This window comes from Fictibacillus marinisediminis (assembly GCF_023149135.1).
GTDB classification, from domain to species: Bacteria; Bacillota; Bacilli; order Bacillales; family Fictibacillaceae; genus Fictibacillus_C; species Fictibacillus_C marinisediminis.
The window spans coordinates 239,294-258,690 of record NZ_JAIWJX010000002.1 but is presented as its reverse complement, the minus strand read 5'-3'; the positions used below and the strand labels follow the sequence as shown (position 1 = coordinate 258,690).

18 protein-coding genes and 2 tRNA genes are annotated in these 19,397 nt (G+C 44.5%); 3 read left to right on the top strand and 17 right to left on the bottom strand.

Going from position 1 to position 19,397, the window contains the following annotated elements:
* Window positions 1-74: 74 nt before the first annotated feature.
* The 3 genes from ppsA to groES all read right to left on the bottom strand — a co-directional run bounded on the left by ppsA (window position 75) and on the right by groES (window position 5,139).
* The gene (gene ppsA / locus LCY76_RS01585; protein WP_248251167.1) at window positions 75-2,681 is read right to left on the bottom strand and encodes a phosphoenolpyruvate synthase; all 2,607 of its coding nucleotides are present in this window, start codon (window positions 2,679-2,681) and stop codon (window positions 75-77) included.
* 433 nt (window positions 2,682-3,114) lie between these two features.
* Entirely contained in the window at window positions 3,115-4,755 is a 1,641-nt protein-coding gene (gene groL, locus LCY76_RS01580) for a chaperonin GroEL (RefSeq protein ID WP_248251166.1), read from the bottom strand.
* 99 nt (window positions 4,756-4,854) lie between these two features.
* On the bottom strand, window positions 4,855-5,139 hold the full coding sequence (gene groES / locus LCY76_RS01575) for a co-chaperone GroES (RefSeq protein WP_053356067.1): 285 nt from the start codon (window positions 5,137-5,139) through the stop codon (window positions 4,855-4,857).
* A 247-nt stretch (window positions 5,140-5,386) separates the two neighbouring features.
* On the opposite strand from groES, the gene LCY76_RS01570 reads away from it, so the two are divergent.
* Both LCY76_RS01570 and LCY76_RS01565 read left to right on the top strand, forming a co-directional pair.
* Window positions 5,387-6,100 (top strand): CPBP family intramembrane glutamic endopeptidase, encoded by a 714-nt coding sequence (locus LCY76_RS01570; RefSeq protein ID WP_091010474.1) that lies wholly within the window; start codon window positions 5,387-5,389, stop codon window positions 6,098-6,100.
* On the top strand, window positions 6,100-6,300 hold the full coding sequence (locus LCY76_RS01565; protein WP_053356069.1) for a DUF4305 domain-containing protein: 201 nt from the start codon (window positions 6,100-6,102) through the stop codon (window positions 6,298-6,300). The genes LCY76_RS01570 and LCY76_RS01565 overlap by 1 nt, the downstream gene beginning before the upstream one ends.
* 37 nt (window positions 6,301-6,337) lie before the next feature.
* On the opposite strand, the gene solA is transcribed toward LCY76_RS01565, so the two are convergent.
* The 5 genes from solA to moaC all read right to left on the bottom strand — a co-directional run bounded on the left by solA (window position 6,338) and on the right by moaC (window position 9,851).
* The gene (gene solA, locus LCY76_RS01560; RefSeq protein ID WP_248251165.1) at window positions 6,338-7,471 is read right to left on the bottom strand and encodes an N-methyl-L-tryptophan oxidase; all 1,134 of its coding nucleotides are present in this window, start codon (window positions 7,469-7,471) and stop codon (window positions 6,338-6,340) included.
* Window positions 7,472-7,652: 181 nt separating this feature from the next.
* Complete coding sequence (gene tatC / locus LCY76_RS01555; protein ID WP_082316067.1) at window positions 7,653-8,423, bottom strand: twin-arginine translocase subunit TatC; 771 nt, start codon at window positions 8,421-8,423, stop codon at window positions 7,653-7,655.
* Between the two features lie 17 nt (window positions 8,424-8,440).
* Window positions 8,441-8,632, bottom strand: a complete 192-nt coding sequence (locus LCY76_RS01550) for a twin-arginine translocase TatA/TatE family subunit (protein WP_053356072.1) — start codon at window positions 8,630-8,632, stop codon at window positions 8,441-8,443.
* A gap of 33 nt (window positions 8,633-8,665) precedes the next feature.
* Window positions 8,666-9,313, bottom strand: coding sequence for a redox-sensing transcriptional repressor Rex (locus tag LCY76_RS01545; protein WP_091010480.1), 648 nt, complete (start codon window positions 9,311-9,313; stop codon window positions 8,666-8,668).
* 49 nt (window positions 9,314-9,362) lie between these two features.
* Window positions 9,363-9,851, bottom strand: a complete 489-nt coding sequence (gene moaC, locus LCY76_RS01540; protein ID WP_248251164.1) for a cyclic pyranopterin monophosphate synthase MoaC — start codon at window positions 9,849-9,851, stop codon at window positions 9,363-9,365.
* Window positions 9,852-10,081: 230 nt separating this feature from the next.
* On the opposite strand from moaC, the gene LCY76_RS01535 reads away from it, so the two are divergent.
* Window positions 10,082-12,019 carry an ABC-F family ATP-binding cassette domain-containing protein gene (locus tag LCY76_RS01535; RefSeq protein WP_248251163.1) on the top strand — a complete coding sequence of 646 codons (1,938 nt, stop codon included), beginning with the start codon at window positions 10,082-10,084 and terminating at the stop codon, window positions 12,017-12,019.
* A 302-nt stretch (window positions 12,020-12,321) separates the two neighbouring features.
* On the opposite strand, the gene tsaD is transcribed toward LCY76_RS01535, so the two are convergent.
* The 9 genes from tsaD to LCY76_RS01490 all read right to left on the bottom strand — a co-directional run bounded on the left by tsaD (window position 12,322) and on the right by LCY76_RS01490 (window position 19,113).
* Window positions 12,322-13,338: a tRNA (adenosine(37)-N6)-threonylcarbamoyltransferase complex transferase subunit TsaD gene (gene tsaD / locus LCY76_RS01530; RefSeq protein ID WP_248251162.1), complete on the bottom strand. Its 1,017-nt coding sequence runs from the start codon at window positions 13,336-13,338 to the stop codon at window positions 12,322-12,324.
* Complete coding sequence (gene rimI / locus LCY76_RS01525; protein WP_062239995.1) at window positions 13,338-13,787, bottom strand: ribosomal protein S18-alanine N-acetyltransferase; 450 nt, start codon at window positions 13,785-13,787, stop codon at window positions 13,338-13,340. Before rimI ends, tsaD begins: the two co-directional genes overlap by 1 nt.
* A 9-nt stretch (window positions 13,788-13,796) precedes the next feature.
* On the bottom strand, window positions 13,797-14,489 hold the full coding sequence (gene tsaB, locus LCY76_RS01520) for a tRNA (adenosine(37)-N6)-threonylcarbamoyltransferase complex dimerization subunit type 1 TsaB (RefSeq protein WP_248251161.1): 693 nt from the start codon (window positions 14,487-14,489) through the stop codon (window positions 13,797-13,799).
* Complete coding sequence (tsaE, locus tag LCY76_RS01515) at window positions 14,486-14,941, bottom strand: tRNA (adenosine(37)-N6)-threonylcarbamoyltransferase complex ATPase subunit type 1 TsaE (RefSeq protein ID WP_248251160.1); 456 nt, start codon at window positions 14,939-14,941, stop codon at window positions 14,486-14,488. Before tsaE ends, tsaB begins: the two co-directional genes overlap by 4 nt.
* Window positions 14,942-14,950: 9 nt before the next feature.
* Window positions 14,951-15,934, bottom strand: coding sequence for a thiamine-phosphate kinase (gene thiL / locus LCY76_RS01510; RefSeq protein WP_248251159.1), 984 nt, complete (start codon window positions 15,932-15,934; stop codon window positions 14,951-14,953).
* A 215-nt stretch (window positions 15,935-16,149) separates the two neighbouring features.
* Window positions 16,150-16,225, bottom strand: a tRNA-Asp gene (locus tag LCY76_RS01505).
* A 35-nt stretch (window positions 16,226-16,260) separates the two neighbouring features.
* Window positions 16,261-16,337 (bottom strand) — tRNA-Met (locus LCY76_RS01500).
* 149 nt (window positions 16,338-16,486) lie between these two features.
* A complete protein-coding gene (locus tag LCY76_RS01495) occupies window positions 16,487-17,869 on the bottom strand; it encodes an amino acid permease (protein ID WP_248251158.1) in 1,383 nt (460 codons plus the stop codon).
* A 101-nt stretch (window positions 17,870-17,970) separates the two neighbouring features.
* Window positions 17,971-19,113, bottom strand: a complete 1,143-nt coding sequence (locus LCY76_RS01490; RefSeq protein WP_248251157.1) for a trans-sulfuration enzyme family protein — start codon at window positions 19,111-19,113, stop codon at window positions 17,971-17,973.
* Window positions 19,114-19,397: the final 284 nt, after the last annotated feature.

Here is a 19,397-nt window from a genome sequence, read left to right as displayed (position 1 = left end):
GTAATCATGAAAAGCCGCCAAATCAAATTTTGGCGGCTTTTCAGACTTACCTCTTCATCCTAATGGTCATTCCATTATAATATTTCAATGTATCCTTCTGTCCCATGCACGCGAATTTGCTGCCCGTCTCTTATCAGTTCGGTAGCATTTTCCACCCCGACAACTGCTGGTAAGCCATATTCACGTGCGATAACTGCTCCATGGGTCATCAGTCCACCAACCTCGGTAACCAGACCTTTTAAGGATACAAACAATGGTGTCCAGCTAGGGTCAGTAAAGGAAGTGACCAATATATCTCCCTCTTCCAGATCAGCATCTTCCATGTTTAAGATGACACGTGCCCGCCCCTCTATCACTCCAGAAGAAACAGGCAGACCTGCAATCGCTTTTGCTGGAATATTTTCTCGTTTGTACTTACCTGTAATAATCTCACCATCAGACGTGATCACACGAGGGGGAGTTAGTTTTTCATATAATTTGTACTCGTCTTTTCGTTTGCTGATGATCTGTTCATCCAGTTTATTTGTGCGTACAACATCGGCAAGTTCTTCAAACGTGAGATAGTAGATATCTTCTTTTTCATGAATCACATTGTCTTGGACGAGTTGTTCGGCTTCTTTCAGTAACGCCTGCTTATATACAAAATAGCGATTGACCATGCCGTATTTTGGATATTCACGATAACCAATGAAATTCCGGATGATGCGAATCATTCGTTTTGTCTCTTTGGCTTTTTGTTTACCATCCGGCAATTGCTTCAATCGATCTATTAACTCCTGTTCTTTTTTCAAGGCTTCCTGTCGCCCTTGCTCAAATCTTTGATGACTGGCATTCGGTTCAAAGTTTTTGATGTTATTGAGGATCAAGGGGACAAGTGTTGTTGGTTTCTCGCTCCAACGGCTTCTCGTAATATCGATCTCTCCGGCACATCTCATTCCGTATTTGTTGAGATAATGATGGAGGGCGTCCCGGGTTTGTTGTCCTCCTTCAAACTGGACAAGTTCATCCAAAAAATGTTCATCTTTTACCTGTTGCAGATACTCAATGACTTCTGGATAAGGACGAATCACATCGGCGACATCCATTAATGCCAAACCCATTTCCGAAGTAATATTGTTTGGTACAGATTGAGATAGCGTGTCAGCTGCATTTTTTTCACCCAGCCACTGTTCGATGTGATTATTGAGCCAAGCTGAAGCCTCGAAAGCTGCCATAAAAACAGCTGTACTTTGTGGGTCAAATAAGATCTTTTTTAATTCCTGGATATCTTCCTGAATAAAATCCATTAAATCCGATCCCGATTTGGCTTGGATGTTGTGTTTTAACTCTTCAATCGATGCTTGGCTTTTCTGGATCAACTCCGTAACGATGGTCGGATCGCCTTCGTTTGGTGCTGGAACAGCGGCAGGTTTACCAGGGTTCTTTTGACCTTGTGCACTTTCGTCATCTGGTATTAATTTTATAAAATGTTCTCGCTCGATGACGGTCATCAGTGCGTCCTTCATCAACGGATCGTGCTGGCCCATGGCCTGTAGCAGACCGTTCCGACTTCCAGGTGAAGCCAAGCGCTGTGTCGCATCAACAAATAATCTTCCGCCAGCTCTTCGCATCGGGGCTGGAGTAACTAACAGGAAAAACGACAGTCCCAATGGTTTGATGGCATCGGTCATCATTTGCTGATGGCCGACAGAGATATAGACGTGATTTTCATGATCATCCGCTTCTGGAATAGGGTATAACGTCGTAATGGGTCGGCTTTGAACGATGTAGAAGGTATCATCAGCCAGGCACCATTCGATATCTTGCGGGCTGCCAAAATAAGCTTCGATCTGTCTTCCCACGCGTTCCAGCTGTAAAATCTGTTGGTCAGTAAGTGTTTGAGTCTTTTGCTGATCAGGATCGATCATCTGAGTCTCCGTTCCGCCTTCTTTTCGTCCATAGATGGCCAACTTTTTGGCCGCTATCCTTTTATCGACGATCTCCCCATCCTGTACCTTATAACAATCGGGAGAGACCAAGCCGGAGACCAGTGCTTCTCCAAGACCAAAACTGGCATCGATGGATAGCAGCTTTCGGTTAGAGGTCATCGGATCAGCGGTAAATAGAACTCCTGAAGCTTTAGGGAAAACCATCCTTTGAACGATAACGGATAGATAAACCTGTCTGTGGTCAAATCCATTCTGAATACGGTAGATGACCGCCCGATCTGTAAATAAGGATGCCCAGCATTTGCTGATATGCTGCAGGATTGCTTCTTTTCCGATGATATTCAAATAGGTGTCTTGCTGGCCAGCAAAAGAGGCATATGGCAGATCTTCAGCGGTCGCACTGGAACGAACGGAATAAGCATGTTCATCTCCAAACCGAGAGAGATAATCAGCAAAGGCATTCACAACATCTGAAGGAATCTCTGCTTCCATAATGATTTGTCGAATCTGTTTGCTGATTTCACCAATTTGATCTCGATCCTCGGCTTTTAGCTTTGTCAGCTCATCCAGCAAAGCTTGAAAGGTTTTGTTTTGTTCAATGGCTTTTTGGTACCCTTCTGTTGTCACACAAAACCCTTCAGGAACTTGTATTTCTTGAATTTTTGATAATTCCCCTAAATTTAACCCTTTCCCGCCAACGAGCAATAGCTCTGTTTTTTCCATTTCCTGAAAACCGAGAACCAAAGGACTCATGCTAGATCTCCCCTAACCATTGAATTTGGTTTCTTTGATATACTTATCCCTCTTAACAAAACAAATTAAAATTCTATTGTATTTTATCAGCAGTAAATAACAATAAATAGTCTATTTTTACCATTTTTTATATGCTATAATTAACTTAGGGAGAGGTAGCCCGAAAAAACCATTTCAAGATTAAGACGTTGAAATCACATAAAACTGATCTAAAAAAGGATTCCCGAGTTACTGGGAGTCCTTTTCTTTTGCATCAACCAATTGGACACAAATTTTAACAACACAAAAAACCACTCCCTAATTTTCATAGGAAGTGGTTTTTGCTTTTGATGTAAATGATCTGCATGACTACTTCACAAAATGAGTGAAATATGAGTAGAAAAGGGGCGGAGAAATAACCTAAGCTATCTCTCCAATGTTTGGCTTAAAAGCCTTACATCATGCCGCCCATTCCGCCCATGCCCATTCCACCCATGTCAGGCATTCCGCCGCCGCCAGCGTTTTCTTCTGGCTTGTCAGCGATAACAGCTTCTGTTGTTAGGAACATAGCTGATACAGATGCAGCGTTTTGAAGTGCAGAACGAGTTACTTTCGTTGGGTCAACGATACCGGATTCGAACATGTTTACCCATTCGCCAGTAGCAGCGTTGAATCCGATTCCGATTTCTTCGTTTTTCAAGCGTTCAACAACTACAGATCCTTCAAGACCCGCGTTGTGTGCGATTTGGCGAACTGGCTCTTCCAATGCGCGAAGAACGATTTTAACACCAGTTGCTTCATCTCCGGAAGTTTCAACAGCTGCAAGTGCACGAACAACGTTCACTAGTGCTGTACCACCACCGGATACGATTCCTTCTTCTACTGCTGCACGAGTAGAGTTTAGGGCATCTTCAATACGAAGTTTACGCTCTTTCAACTCAGTTTCTGTAGCTGCACCAACTTTGATAACGGCTACTCCGCCTGCTAATTTAGCCAAACGCTCTTGAAGTTTTTCTTTATCGAACTCAGAAGTAGTTTCTTCTAATTGAGAACGGATTTGTGTTACGCGGCCTGCGATTTTATCAGACTCGCCAGCACCTTCAACGATTGTTGTGTTTTCTTTCGTTACAACAACTTTAGAAGCTGTTCCGAGTTGGGTGATGTTCGCAGACTTAAGGTCAAGTCCTAGCTCTTCAGTAATCACTTCACCGCCAGTAAGGATCGCGATGTCTTCAAGCATAGCTTTACGGCGGTCACCGAAGCCAGGAGCTTTAACAGCTACTGCGTTGAATGTTCCGCGAAGTTTGTTTACTACTAATGTAGCAAGAGCTTCACCTTCAACATCTTCAGCAACAAGCAATAATGGCTTGCCTTGTTGAACTACTTGCTCTAATACAGGAAGGATTTCCTGGATGTTTGTGATCTTTTTGTCTGTGATCAAGATGTAAGGATTCTCAAGAACCGCTTCCATTTTGTCAGAGTTGGTTACCATGTATGGAGATGCATATCCACGGTCGAACTGCATACCTTCAACCACTTCAAGCTCCGTTGTGAATCCTTTAGATTCTTCGATTGTGATAACGCCGTCGTTACCAACGCGCTCCATTGCTTCAGCGATCAATTGGCCTACTTCATCGTCAGCTGCAGAGATGGCAGCAACTTGAGCGATAGACTCTTTGCCTTCGATCGGCTTGGAGATCTTTTGAAGTTCTTGAACAGCTACTGCTGTAGCTTTTTCAATTCCTTTGCGAAGAACCATTGGGTTAGCGCCGGAAGTTACGTTTTTCAATCCTTCACGGATCATGGCTTGAGCAAGAACAGTCGCTGTTGTAGTTCCGTCACCGGCAACATCGTTTGTTTTGCTTGCTACTTCAGCAACCAATTTCGCACCCATGTTTTCGAAAGCATCTTCGAGTTCGATTTCTTTCGCGATGGTTACACCATCATTCGTAATAAGAGGTGAACCGAATTTTTTCTCTAGAACGACGTTGCGTCCTTTTGGTCCAAGCGTTACTTTTACTGCATTTGCAAGTGCATCTACACCGCGAAGCATTGCGCGACGAGCGTCTTCACTGAACTTAATGTCTTTAGCCATGTGTAAAACCCTCCCATAATTTTAAAGTTCGTAAATTTAAAAGCTATCGATGCAGCTTTCATAAAGCTGTCTATGTAGCTTATCTGTTAATGGTTAGAATTAGCCGATTACAGCTAAAACGTCTGTTTCACGAAGAATAAGGTACTCTTTACCTTGATACTTCACTTCTGTTCCTGCGTATTTTGAAAAGATGATAGAATCTCCCTCAGAGACTTCTAGCGCTACGCGTTCTCCTTGCTCAGTTACGCGGCCTGTACCTACTGCAACAACTTTGCCTTCTTGCGGCTTTTCCTTTGCAGAGTCTGGTAAAACGATTCCGCTTGCAGTCTTTTCTTCACCTTCTACAAGCTCAATCACAATACGATCACCTAGTGGCTTTAACAAGTGAAACACCCTCCTCAAAATAATAGAAAGTTTAAATTTATTAGCACTCTGATTTAACGAGTGCTAACTCCATTTCCTATAATAAATAATTTTTTTCCTCTTTGCAAGTATAGACCTGATGATTTTACGAAAAATTTATGAAGGGGGTCCCATGCCATGTTTTCAAGCAATCTATGTTAGAATAGGGAGATACATGGGAATGCTGAAGACATGACCATACCGAACCTAACTAAAGGAGTAATATACATTGACGAAGCGTTACTTATGGATTGTACTCACTTATGTACTGATGCAGCTGTCAGGCTATGTCGGTTACCCCCTCTTGAACTCTCTTGGCATTCCCAGAGATCACTGGGCCGGACTTTGGGGAACCATCAGCTTTCTCGCTGCTCTCTTAATTGTTCTTCTTCTCCTCATTCCCGATATGAAAGACCCGTCTTTACGAGGAGGACGCGTATCCCGTTCATCCGCCGTCGGTTGGGCCATAATTGGAATCTTTATGGCTTATGGGGCGCAGATCGTTGCCGGACTTATTGAAATAAACCTGCTTGGCATTAAGCCAGGCTCTGAAAATACTCAAATGCTTGTTAAGATTGCGAAACTCACTCCTTACTTTATGGTCGTGACCTCCATTGCCGGTCCGATCCTGGAAGAGATCATTTTCCGAAAAATTATTTTCGGGAGCCTGTATAAACGGTTTAACTTTGTGATCGCAGCGCTTATCAGCTCACTGATTTTCGCAGCGGTACACTTTGATTTCACCCATCTGCTCGTTTATACAGCCATGGGATTTGTATTTGCATTCCTGTATGTACGGACAAAACGCTTGCTCGTTCCCATTGTCGCCCATGTCTCCATGAATACCCTCGTCATGCTCGTACAGGTGGTTTTTGCTGATAAGATCAATGACTTGCAGGATAAAGCGGAGAAAATGCAGATGATTATTGGGGGACTTTTCTAATGAGAACATCACCATTTTTTATGAGCGGTTTATATACCGTCATGGGCATCCTTTTCACCTGGCTCGCCATCCATTATTCCAACGAATACGGCGTCACCGGGATCTGGACCCTGATCACCATGCTTGTGGCGACCTTTGATTTTGCCAATGCGATCAAGTACTACAGGCTGCACCGCCACATTAAAAAATATAAGAAATAACACAAAAGCCGGTCCTCTTTTAAAGGAACCGGTTTTTTTACTTCTTTTCAAATCGGCGGATGGAGAATGAAGAAATATCTTGTTCACTCTTTCCCGCTATGATTAATTCGCTTAAAACCTGGCCTACTACAGAGCTGAATTTAAAACCATGTCCTGAAAAGCCTGAGGCAATGGCCACGTTAGAATGGTTCGGATGTAAATCGATGATGAATTTTTCATCTGGCGTCATAGTGTACATACAGGTTTTACCGAATTTCAACGGCCCGCTTTCAGGCATATAGCGGTTCAAAAAACCAGCAAGATCGGATTCATCTTCCTCTTGTTCACCAAAAAGAGCTAATGGCTCATCCGGATTGATTCGGTCTCCTCCATCATGCCGCCCCGTCTTTAGCCCCGAACCGTTGATGCTTGGAAAGCCATAATAAAGACCTTGAAGTGTATCTACAGCAAAGGATGGAAAGGATTGAGAGTTATACAATTCTTCATGGGCATCGAACCAGGCAAATGTTTTTCTCACCGGTGTAAGAGGAAGATTCAGCTTTAGCTTGGCAAGTAGTGGCCCAGACCATGCTCCTGCCGAAACAACCAGGGCATCTGAAGAAAATGTCTGTTCCTCCGTCTTAACGGTTACTTTCTCGCCTTGGATATACAGTTCTTTAACCTTCTGATTGGTCAGAATCTCTGCTCCGTACTTTTCTGCAAGCTCTCGATAAGCTTCAATACATTCCTCGCATTTTAGCACTCCGGACGTTGGCTCATAGCATCCTATATAGTTTTCAGGCAATGTCATTCCCGGCCACCGCTCATTCACTTCATGCGAAGACAACACTTCAAGAGGCAGAGAATAAGTCTTTGAACTGGAGATAATGTTCTTAACGAATTTGGATTGATGATCCCCGGCATTCAAGACGCCTGTTTGAAGAAACAGCTCTTTGCCTGTCTCTTTCTCCAGAACTCTCCACAACTCCCGTGCTTTCAGAACGAACGGAACATACTCTTCTCCCTCTGCGTACGCATACCTCATCATTCTTGTATCCCCGTGGTGGCTGCCTTTGTTGTGCGGTGGATCATATGAATCTAACAATAAGGTTCTTTTCCCGCTCTTCGATAAAAAAGATCCTGCCGCCATTCCCATAGAACCGGCTCCAATGACAATAACATTATAGTGCATGATTTATTACCTCCATCTAGAAAAGCGCAAGCGCCCTGCTAAAGTCCGACAAGCGCTGGAGCTCTTGCACAGCAACACGCTTTTTGTGTTGTGAAGTAAGAGTGAAGCGACCTCGAGGACTTGGACGCTGGAGCTAGACATTACATCTATGCAAAGCTTTCTAGTAAAAAAACACACCTCATTAATCGAGATGTGTCTTTTCCAATTCAAGATCAAGCATAGCCTCTTCTTCTGCTTTCAGCCGCTTTTTATAGGCATTCGCCGAAATTAAAATACTGATCTCATACAGAATGATGAGCGGAACGGTGATGGTCAAGTGTGAAATCAGCTCTGGAGGACTGATCAGACCCGCCACAACGATAATTCCAAAATAAGCGAATCTCCTGATCTTTCGTAAAAAATGAGGAGTCACAAGCCCAAGCCTTGTTAAGAACATGACAAGGACCGGAAACTGAAACAACAAACCAAACGGCAGTATTAAACTAAACAAAAATGAAAAATACTCGTTAATCCCATATTCCCCTTCGACATTCAGCGAATTCGCAATGTTCGACATGAAATGAACGACGAGCGGAAACAGAATGAAGTAGCCGAAGCTCAGTCCGGCTGCAAACAGCAGAAAGGAAATCGGAATGTAAGAGAGTGTTACTTTTCTTTCATTTTCAAAAAGACCGGGACTGATAAAAGCCCATATTTGATAGAGCGCCACCGGCAGGGAAAGCAAAAGCGCAATAATAAAAGCAAAATCTATATATACCTTCAGAGGATCGGTAAGATTAAACGCGTTCATCTGGATGTCTTTTGCTACATTGTCACTTTGCAAATAAACAATGACGGGCTTGGCAAAAAAGAGACCCACAACCATAAAGAGAAAAAAGAAAACGGCCGTAATAACGATACGGTTTCTTAATTCACCCAAATGGTCGTAGACCGGCATGTTTTTATCTGACATTTTGTTCATCCTAACTGCTACTTCTGTTCGTTTTGGAGAGACTCTTTTTCTTTCTTGTCGTTATCATGATCATCCATGAGTCCCTGTGTCGCATTTTTAAATTCTCTTAACGTTTTTCCTGCTGCCCGTCCAAGTTCCGGAAGCTTTTTCGGTCCAAATACGACTAATGCGGCCGCGGCGATAAAAACTGCACTACCTGCTCCAATCATTCCAGACACCTCCTTTACTGCAAAATGGAAAATCTATAAATCAACTGATGGGTAATGTTTCATAAAATAAATCAAAGACTGCAATTCCACTGCTAAATCAATATGATGCACCCTGATCTCTGCCGGCAGTGTCAGGCGCGCAGGTGTAAAGTTCAAGATGCCTTTGATCCCAGCCTGAACGAGCTGGTCGGCAATAAACTGGGCAGAGCCCACTGGAACGGTCAGGATGGCGACTTCTACATCACTTTCCTGAAGCTCCGCTACAATGTTGTCGATGGAATGGATCGGAACTCCCGCTACTTCTTTTCCTACCTTGGCCGGATCCACGTCAAAAGCGACCTGGATGACCGTATTATTGTTTTTAATAAAGTTATAGTGCAGGAAAGCGGTCCCTAAATTTCCAACGCCAATCAAGGCAACCTTTGTTACTTCATCCTGGTTAAGCGTTTTCCGGAAAAAAGATAATAAATAGTTTACGTTGTAGCCGTAACCCTTTTTCCCGAGAGCACCGAAGTAGGAAAAATCCCTTCTGATCGTTGCTGAGTCTACTTTTACTGCTTCGCTAAGCTCTGCAGAAGATACCCGCTGCTTTCCTGAAATGGAAAGGTTTTTTAGAAAACGGTAATAAAGCGGAAGCCTCTTGGCAGTTGCCTGCGGTATTTTTATCTGTTCCTGATTCATATTAGAGCCCTCCACTATCAGAAAGCTTATCTACAGTTTACCATATTTTTTAAGTGGTACGTTGAAAATCCCCGTTTTTTCCGCCGGTTTTGCTCTGCAAAAAGGTTGGTCCAATGATCATTCCCTTATCCACGGCCTTGCACATGTCATAAACGGTTAACGCTGCGGCACTCGCTGCAGTCAAAGCTTCCATTTCAACACCGGTATTGCCTTTTGTTTTCACGGCTGCTTCAATATGCAGCCTGTACTTTTCTTTATTTTCTTCTTCCCATTGAAACGTAATATCTACACCCGTCAGGGACAGAGGATGGCACATTGGAATCCAGTCGGATGTTTTTTTCGCTGCCATAATGCCTGCGACCTGCGCAACGGCAAGGACATCGCCTTTACGAAACGAGCCTTCTGTTATTTTTGAGTAGATTTCCTTGTTAACAGCGATTGAGCTTCTGGCTTCAGCTGTACGGACCGTCGCATCCTTATCGGAGATGTCTACCATTTTCGCTCTTCCTTGTTCGTTAAAATGCGTAAAAGATTCCATAACCTTCTCCTTCTTCCTAGAATATACACTATCTTTGAAATCTATGGCGGATGATTTGCACGTTAATTCTAACGAAATGTTGAACATTGATTAGTTGCTCCGCTTCGCTTATGTAAGCTACACTAAGAGTAGACAGAATTCAGCAATACAGGCTAATCGAGCAGCATCTCATTTCGCATTCAGTCTGTGAACCTTGTTATTCGTCGATAGGAATTTGAGGTGACTATACATTGATTATTTTGCAGGTGAATGACTTAACAAAATCATTTGGGGCTGACCCTATTTTATCGAATATTAAGCTGGAAGTCCAAACCCGCGACAGAATCGCGCTTGTCGGAAGAAATGGAGCAGGCAAATCCACGCTTTTAAAAATCATTACCGGTGACATGTCCTACGACTCAGGCCAGCTGATCATGCCAAAAGGCGTCCGAGTCGGTTATCTAGCCCAGGACACTGGCCTTGAATCCGAACTGTCCATCTGGGATGAGATGATCAGCGTGTTCGAGCCGCTTCGGAAGATGGAAAAGCAGCTGCGCAGCATGGAGAGCCGAATGGGTGATCCTGCGCTGACCGCAGATGACACAGCCTACAATAAACTGCTAAAAGAGTATGACGAACTGCAGATCCAGTTCAAGGAAGCAGGCGGCTATCAATACGAATCGGACATCCGCACGGTGCTTCACGGCTTTCAGTTTAGCGGGTTTGATCCGTCAACTCCCGTGCAGACATTAAGCGGAGGGCAGAAAACACGCCTAGCGCTGGCTAAACTGCTCCTTACAAAGCCAGACCTTTTAATACTGGACGAGCCGACCAACCACCTGGACATTGAAACACTCTCATGGCTTGAGCAATATTTGCAGTCCTATCCCGGCGCGATCCTGCTCGTCTCGCATGACCGCTATTTCCTGGATAAAATCGTGACGACGGTCTATGAGATCTCCCGCCATCGCTCTTCCAAGTTTAAAGGTAACTACACGCAGTATCTGGAACAAAAAGCAGAACGCCTTGCACTGGATATGAAAGCCTATGAGAAGCAACAGGATGAGATCGCCAAGCTTCAGGACTTTGTTCAAAAAAACCTCGTCCGGGCCTCTACCACTAAACGTGCACAGAGCCGCAGAAAGCAGCTTGAGAAAATGGAAGTCATGGACAAGCCGCTTGGTGATGAAAAGTCCGCATCCTTCTTGTTCGATATAGAACGCCAAAGCGGCAATGACGTATTAAAGCTTGAGCAGGTCGCTACCGGTTATGAGGACGGTGTGCCGCTCATCACCAACATTGACTATCATGTTTCCCGCCAGGACAGCGTTGCGCTTGTCGGGCCGAACGGCATAGGAAAGTCCACTCTTTTAAAGGCCATCTTAAAACAGCTGCCTTTATTGGAAGGACACATCGCTTACGGCGCCAATGTGAAGATCGGCCATTATGAACAGGAGCAGGCGAACCTCAGCTCCAATAAAACATTGCTGAACGAGCTCTGGGACGAGTATCCGGACAAAACGGAAAAAGAAATCCGAACCGTTCTAGGCAACTTCCTGTTCAGCGGGGATGACGTACTCAAGTATGTCAACGAGCTGAGCGGCGGCCAAAAAGCCCGGCTTGCACTGGCTAAACTAATGATGCAAAAGGCCAACCTGCTGTTATTGGACGAACCGACAAACCATCTGGATCTCGACAGCAAAGAGGTTCTCGAACAGGCACTCATCAATTATCCCGGAACGATTGTTTTCGTTTCACATGACCGTTATTTCATCAACCGGATTGCCACCAAGGTCGCTGAGCTTTCACGGACGAAAATTACAAACTATCTCGGTGACTATGATTATTATATTGCGAAAAAAACCGAGACGCGAGAACGTGAAGAATTAAAAAACAAAAGTCTCCCTTCCTCCCCGCAAGCGGAGGAACCCGCCTCAGCCGGAGCGTATAAACAGGACAAGGCGGCTAAACGCGAAGACCGCAAGCGGCAGAGGAGAATTGAAGAAATAGAGACCCTCTTGGAGAAGCTTGAAACCGAGCAGGCTGTTCATGAAGAAGCGTTATGTGATCCCGCCGTTTACCAGGATTATGAGAAAACGCAGGAACATAATGAAAAGATCGAACAGATCAAAGCAGAAACCGAGCATCTTATGGAAGAATGGGAACTGCTCCAGCTCGAGGAAGAATAATCCCCAACAACGGTGTCAGGCACCGTTGTTTTTATTTTGCTATAATTCACAGTATCCACAAGGTTATACACAGCTTTTATAGATAATAACTCTTTCATCAACATAGTTATACACATTATCCACAGTTTCATAAAATGTTATCCACATTATTTTATGCACAGGCATAGAAAGCAGTTTTATTGCTTTCTTTTCATTTATTCACATTATCCCCTGTCCTGTGGATAACTTTGTCCACATCTCACTAAAGCACTAAAATGCCTCAACAAAAAAATCCCTTCTCACATGTAGAAGGGATTCTTACGTTATTGTGCCTCTAAATCGAGACCTGGTACACCATTGAGTGCCCAGTCTGCTCTTTTCCCTTTTTGATAGGCAATACTGCCGGCTGCTGCGATCATGGCAGCATTATCTGTGCATAAGTTGAGCGGAGGAATAATGAGCTCATAGGGAAGATCGCTGAACTTAGCTTCCAGCGCCGCTCTTAATCCTTTATTCGCTGCTACACCGCCTGCTAAGAGCACCTGTTTCACATGATGCTCACGCGCAGCACGTGCGGTTTTTTCTACAAGCACATCAATGACCGATGCCTGAAAACTCGCCGCCAGATCTTCAGGCTTAATGATCTCTCCACGCTGCGCCGCATTGTGGACGGTATTGATAACAGCTGACTTTAAGCCGCTGAAGCTAAAATCATAAGAGTCTGCTTCCAGCCAGGCACGGGGCAGGTTAAGGACGGGTTCCCCGTCCTGAGCAAGCTGATCAATGTGCGGTCCTCCCGGATACGGAAGGTTCAAGGTACGCGCTACTTTGTCATAAGCCTCTCCAGCTGCGTCATCTCTCGTCTCACCGATCACTTCAAACGAGCCATGCTCCTTCATCAGAACGAGCTCAGTATGGCCCCCTGAAACAACAAGAGCAAGCAGCGGGAATTTCATCTCAGTGATCAGCCGGTTGGCATAGATATGCCCGGCGATATGATGAACCGGTACGAGCGGAAGACCGTGGGCAAATGCCAAGGCTTTCGCCGCATTCACACCGATCAAAAGCGCTCCCACGAGTCCTGGTCCCTCTGTAACGGCAACCGCCGTCACGTCTTCCATCGTAATTCCCGCATTCTGAAGCGCTTCTTCCATCACTACCGTAATCTGTTCAACATGATGGCGTGATGCCACTTCAGGCACGACTCCGCCAAAACGCTTATGGCTTTCAATTTGTGAAGCGACTACGTTTGCCATAATTTCTGTTCCATTTTTCACGAGCGCGACCGCTGTTTCATCACAGCTCGTTTCAATCGCCAGTATAATTTCATCCTGTTTCATCAAAGCATCACCCACATCACTAAAGCGTCTTCACCATTATCGCTGTAATAATTTTTTCTGATACCGCCATCCTGAAAACCAAGCTTGCGGTATAAATTTTGTGCTACATAGTTGCTGACCCTGACTTCAAGGCTGAGCCTTGCTGAACCATAACGCTTCGCCAGTATCATCGCCTGCTTCATGATTGCTTCCCCAAGCTTCTTGCCCCTGTATTCAGGGCGGATCGCCACATTTGTGATATGAGCATCATCTATAATGACCCAAACACCGCAGTACCCAACAATTTTCCCATCCGTCTCTAGTAAAAGGTAGTAGGCAAACTGATTATGGACAATCTCATTATAAAAAGCTTCCTGTGTCCAAGGCAGGGTAAAGGAAGCGTGTTCGATCTCAATGATATCCTGCAAGTCATTGACCGTCGCCAACCTGTATGTGTATGTCTCCTCCATGGTCTGCACCTACTTCTTCTGTGCCGCCAGCCAATTCACTTCTGCTTCAGCAAGCTGAAGGTAGCTGGGAACAAAATGATGCACAGATTCTGGTTCTTTCCCCATTCCGATTCGTGCAAGTTCAGACGGGCGCGGGTTATGATCAGCTGACGTGCCGAACACTGCTTGATCACCGAGCTCTTCTAGAATACTTTCTTTATGCAGCTCTAGATCATTCCCCAAAAACAGAACCGGTTTCTCCAGGCGCTTCAATTCTTCGAGCCAGCTGCTCCTCAATGCAAGCCGGTCCTCTTTTACCGCTTGAAAGCTTCCCTCTTCACAGCCATACAAGCCTGTATATAGCTGGGTCCTCCTGGCGTCAAACAACGGGCAGACATAGCCATTGAAGTATTTTCCGTTCTGAGCCAAGACCTCAAGACTGGAAACACCTGCGAGCTCCTTTTTCAGCGCCCAGGCCAGCGTTTTCGCGACCGTTACCCCGATTCTTACTCCTGTATACGATCCCGGCCCTTTCGCCGTAATGATCCGGTCCAGATCGGCTGGCTTCATATTCATTTCTTTCAATAAATCATGAATCGCCGGCATAACCCGGATGGAGTGATTCTTTTTCAGGTTCGTCGTATAATCCCCAATGACTTTCTCTCCATCAACCACAGCAATACCCATGACGAGGTTCGATGTATCTATGGCTAAGGCCTTCATTTCCCTAACTCCTTACATATCGTAATAAATCGTTCGCCTGCAGGGTGAAATTTCAATTCCCTTTTTTCGTCTCCCGTGCGGCGGATCACAATATTCAGCCGGTCTTCCGGAAGCCGGTCAGCAATGAACTGTGCCCATTCCACCACCGTTACTCCCTCACCTTCAAAATATTCCTCAAATCCCAAGTCTTCATCGCTGTCTTCTAAACGATATACATCCATATGATAAAAAGGCAGACGCCCCTTATATTCTTTAATGATGGTGAATGTCGGTGAATTGACCACCCGCTTTACACCCAGACCCTTGGCAAGACCTTTTGTGAATGTCGTTTTACCTGCACCAAGATCTCCTTCAAGAGTAAGCACATCCCCCGGCCCAAGCAAGGTTCCAAGCTTCTCAGCAAGCTCACTCGTTTCTTCAGGAGAGGCTGTTGTTATTAAAAGTTGTTCCATACCTGCACCTCAATCAGAAAAATGGTTATATCCCGCTTTCGACAGTTTTTCAATCGAAGTTCCTCTGTCCAGCAGCACACCTGGTGTCCCTTTTGTCACCCGTCCGATCACCGTTAAACAAATCCCGGCTTTTTCGCATGCCGCCTGCACTTCAGGAAAGGCATCCGGAGACATTGTCCCGATCAGTTTGTAATCTTCTCCGCCAAACAGCATCCATTCATCCTGCATCTTGCTGGGATAGTGCTGGATGGCTGCACTTTTTGGAAGTTTATCATGAAAAAGTGTGATCGAAACACTGCTCGCTTCAGCGATCTCATTTGCTTCGCTGGCCATGCCATCACTGATATCGTTCAGTGCCACTCGTCTGTTGGACTTCGCCAAGATCCTCCCTGCCCCCACATGCGGCAAAGGAAGCTGATGCTCTTTAACAAGGAGAGCTTCCACTGTGCTGAATTCACCTTGGTGAGACCGTTCTAAAAGCAGGGACAATCCACCTGCTGAATCTCCGACCGGGCCTGATACAAAAACAACATCATCAGGTTCAGCGTTGCTTCTCAAAAGCTTCCTTCCTTGCTCTACCTGGCCCAATACAGTCACAGATAGAACAAGAGGACCTTTCGTAGAAACGGTATCGCCGCCGATCAGATCCATATCATATTCTTCAGCAAGTGCAGCCATCCCCTTGTAGATCTGGGACAGCTCCCCTTCCTCCCATGAAGGCGGAATAGAAATGGAAACCAAGTAAAAGAGGGGGATACCACCCATTGCAGCAATATCGCTAATGTTGGCGGCAAGCGCTTTATGGCCGACCTGAAACGGAGTCAATGTGCTTTGCGTGAAATGAACGCCCTCCACCATCGTATCAAGGCATACAATCTGATCAAGCGCTGAACCTTTTATGAGAGCCGCATCATCCCCAATTCCTTGTATAAGCGAAGACTGTTTATGGCTGGCCGGACTAATCGTTTTAATCCACTCAAATTCATCCTTCATCGTATGTACCCTTCCACTTTCACGATCGTTTTTACAAAAAAGCCCTTTGATTTTTTATTCTATAATCCCTGTGCTTTTTTTTACAAAAAAGCCCTAGGCATCGAATGATCCTAAGGGTTATGTGTCTTTTATTAGTTTATCTTATTTTATGAAAAAAACCTATTTTTACATAAAAAAACACGAAACAAATTGTTTCGTTTACGTTTTAAAAGTAATGGCGGACCCGACCGGGGTCGAACCGGCGATCTCCTGCGTGACAGGCAGGCATGTTAACCACTACACCACGGGTCCATTTATCATTTACTCATGGAGTAGATAAATTAAATTGGTTGCGGGGACAGGATTTGAACCTGCGACCTTTGGGTTATGAGCCCAACGAGCTACCAGACTGCTCCACCCCGCGATGATATGATGTATTCGGCTGACTTTGCCATCCGAACTTATTTATGTCTGAGTCGACAATAATTAATATATCATGAATTTTGAAATCACGCAACCCTTTTTGTATAATTGCACGCCAGTAAATTTTTACTGACGTGCAACTTAAAATTATTATGCCACTTTCTCGTCTTTATTATCCTTTTTATTAAGACCTTTTCCATAATAAAAAGCAACAAGTCCTAAAATCCAGATCGGTCCAACGATAAGAGCGATTCGTGTTTCTTTAAAGTACCCCATGATTCCTACCACCATCAGCAAAAAGGCTAAAGCAATATAAGAACCATACGGATACAATGGTGTTTTGTATTTTAGTTCCTTCAGTTCTTGAGGTGATAATGATTTTCTGAATTTCATCTGGGACAAGAGAATGGTTCCCCAAGTCCAGATGGCTCCAAATGTAGAGATACTTGTAATCCAGACAAATACTTCAGAACCAGGGAATAGATAGTTAAGAACGACTCCAATCAACAGCGCTCCTGCAGATACGAGAATAGCTTTTGATGGCACACCGTTTCGGCTGATTTTCTTCATACCGGATGGCGCTTGTTCCTGCTCAGCCAAGTTAAACAGCATACGTCCTGTGCTGAAAATACCGCTGTTACAGCTTGAAAGTGCTGCCGTCAAAACAACAAAGTTGATGATACCTGCTGCTTGAGCAATCCCAATCTTATCAAATGTCAGTACAAACGGGCTTCGATCAGGGCCAATTTCATTCCATGGATAAATGGACATGATTACAAAAAGAGCACCTACGTAGAATAACAAAATTCTCCAAAACACGGTGTCGATGGCACGGGCAAGTACCTTTTTCGGGTTTTTAACCTCTCCCGCCGTAACACCTATCATCTCAATGCCCAAGAAGGCGAACATGACCATTTGCATGGACATTAAAATACCTTTGATTCCATGAGGGGCAAATCCTCCATGATTCCAGAGGTTGCTGATCCCTGTAGCGATTCCATGATTTCCAAAACCGAATAGAATAATGCCTAAACCTGTAACAATTAAAACGATAATAGCGACAATCTTAATTAGAGCAAACCAAAATTCAAATTCTCCATAGGCTTTTGCGGTAATTAAGTTAACCGCAGCCATAATCACCAATGCAGCCAGTGCCCATATCCAGCCCGGCACAGTAGGAAACCATTCTTTCATGTAGATTCCGACTGCTGTAATTTCGGCCATACAGGTAACCACCCATAAAAACCAGTAGTTCCAGCCTGTGATATAACCGGAAAGCGGACCAAGGTTGTCTTTTGCATATCGGCTGAACGAACCAGCTACCGGATTATGAATGGCCATTTCTCCAAGAGCCCTCATAATCAAAAACATTACGGCGCCCGCAATAGTATAAGCAACGAGTATAGCAGGACCAGCAAGCTTAATAGCATTCGCAGAACCTAAAAATAACCCGACACCAATTGCGGCACCAAGTGACATTAATGTAATATGTCTTGATTCCAATCCACGGTGTAATTCCTGTTGTTGCTTCATATATCTTGTTGTCCTCCTTGCTTTCTGTGTAAAGCGCTTTCATGGTTATTCTATCACATTTTCACAAATTCGACAAATCAGATAATTTACCATGAATTACCTTACAAAGAGTGATCCAGGGCATTTGTAAAAGCATATGTAATGTCCTCAATATCTTCAATGCCAACAGAAATCCTCACTACATGTTTCGTAATGCCCAGCTTTTTTATAAGCTCTGCCGGCATGGAACGGTGTGATGTTCTCAGTGGATAGGACACACTCGTTTCTACACCCGCCAATGTTGCAACTATTTTGATCCACGATAAGTTTTGAAAAAACGCCTCGATATCAGCTTTTTCACTCAGTTCAGCGGTAACGATGGCTCCGTTGCCCTTTTCGTTTGCAGACTGAGGATAATAAACCTTTTTAACGGCCTGATGTTCTGTTAAAACCTGAGCCAGAGAAGCCGCATTTTTCACTTGCCGTTCCATCCTCACACTAAGTGTCTTTAGTCCTCTGGCAGCCAGCCATGCATCAAACGGTCCAAGGTTGCAGCCCAGGTTCGCCATCTTTTCTTTGGCCTTCGCTATAATATTTTGATCTCCTGCAATGATACCTGCGGTTACATCACTATGCCCTGCAATATACTTGGTTGCACTATGTATCACCACGTTAACTCCCTGCACGTACGGCTGGATTAAGTATGGTGTCGCAAATGTATTATCGATCATGGAGACAATATTATTTTTCTTGGCCAGCTCAACCATTCCCGTAATGTCCTCTACTCTTAGTAATGGATTCGTGATGGATTCAGAGTAGAGGATCTTTGTGTTTGGCCGAATAGCTTCCTGAATGGATTGCTGATCCGCAAACGAAACAAAAGTTACATCGATGCCAAACGTCTTCAATTCTGAAGCAAACAGATGATATGTACCGCCATATAAGTCATCACAGGCAACTATATGATCACCATTTTGCGCAACAGCGAGCACTGCACATAAGATAGCTGAAAGCCCAGAAGACGTCGCTGCTCCTGATGGTGCTTCCTCCAGCCGTGCTACTCCCGCAGCTAAATCATCATTGTTCGGATTATCCACCCGTGAATACAAGTACGGCTTGTTTCCTCTGAAATACTCTTCAATGTCATCCAGGTCTTTAAATGAATAGGCAGTGGTTTGGTAAATAGGCTGTACCTTGCTTGCCACTGCCGACTCCCGGATTGTACTAAAATGAACAGCTTTTGTATCAAACTTTTTATCCTTCATGCTAACACCTCTTCAGCCATAATTTCACCTATCATACCATATCTGCTGTAAGAGAGTTATGTGTGTTTTTTAATAAAATTGCAGAGATACTGCGTTGGCTGGTGTGTGGAAAGGGGGTTAGTGAAGAAAAAAACTAATTGGGGGGTCTTTTTATAGATTTTGTGGGGTTTCCCTTACGGGGTGGCTTCTTTTTGATGTAATTTTGAGGGTTCGAGATCAAATGAGGGTAATTTAGGCGATCTTTCTTGGTCTTCCTTGGGCGATTTGGATCGTTACTTGCGGCT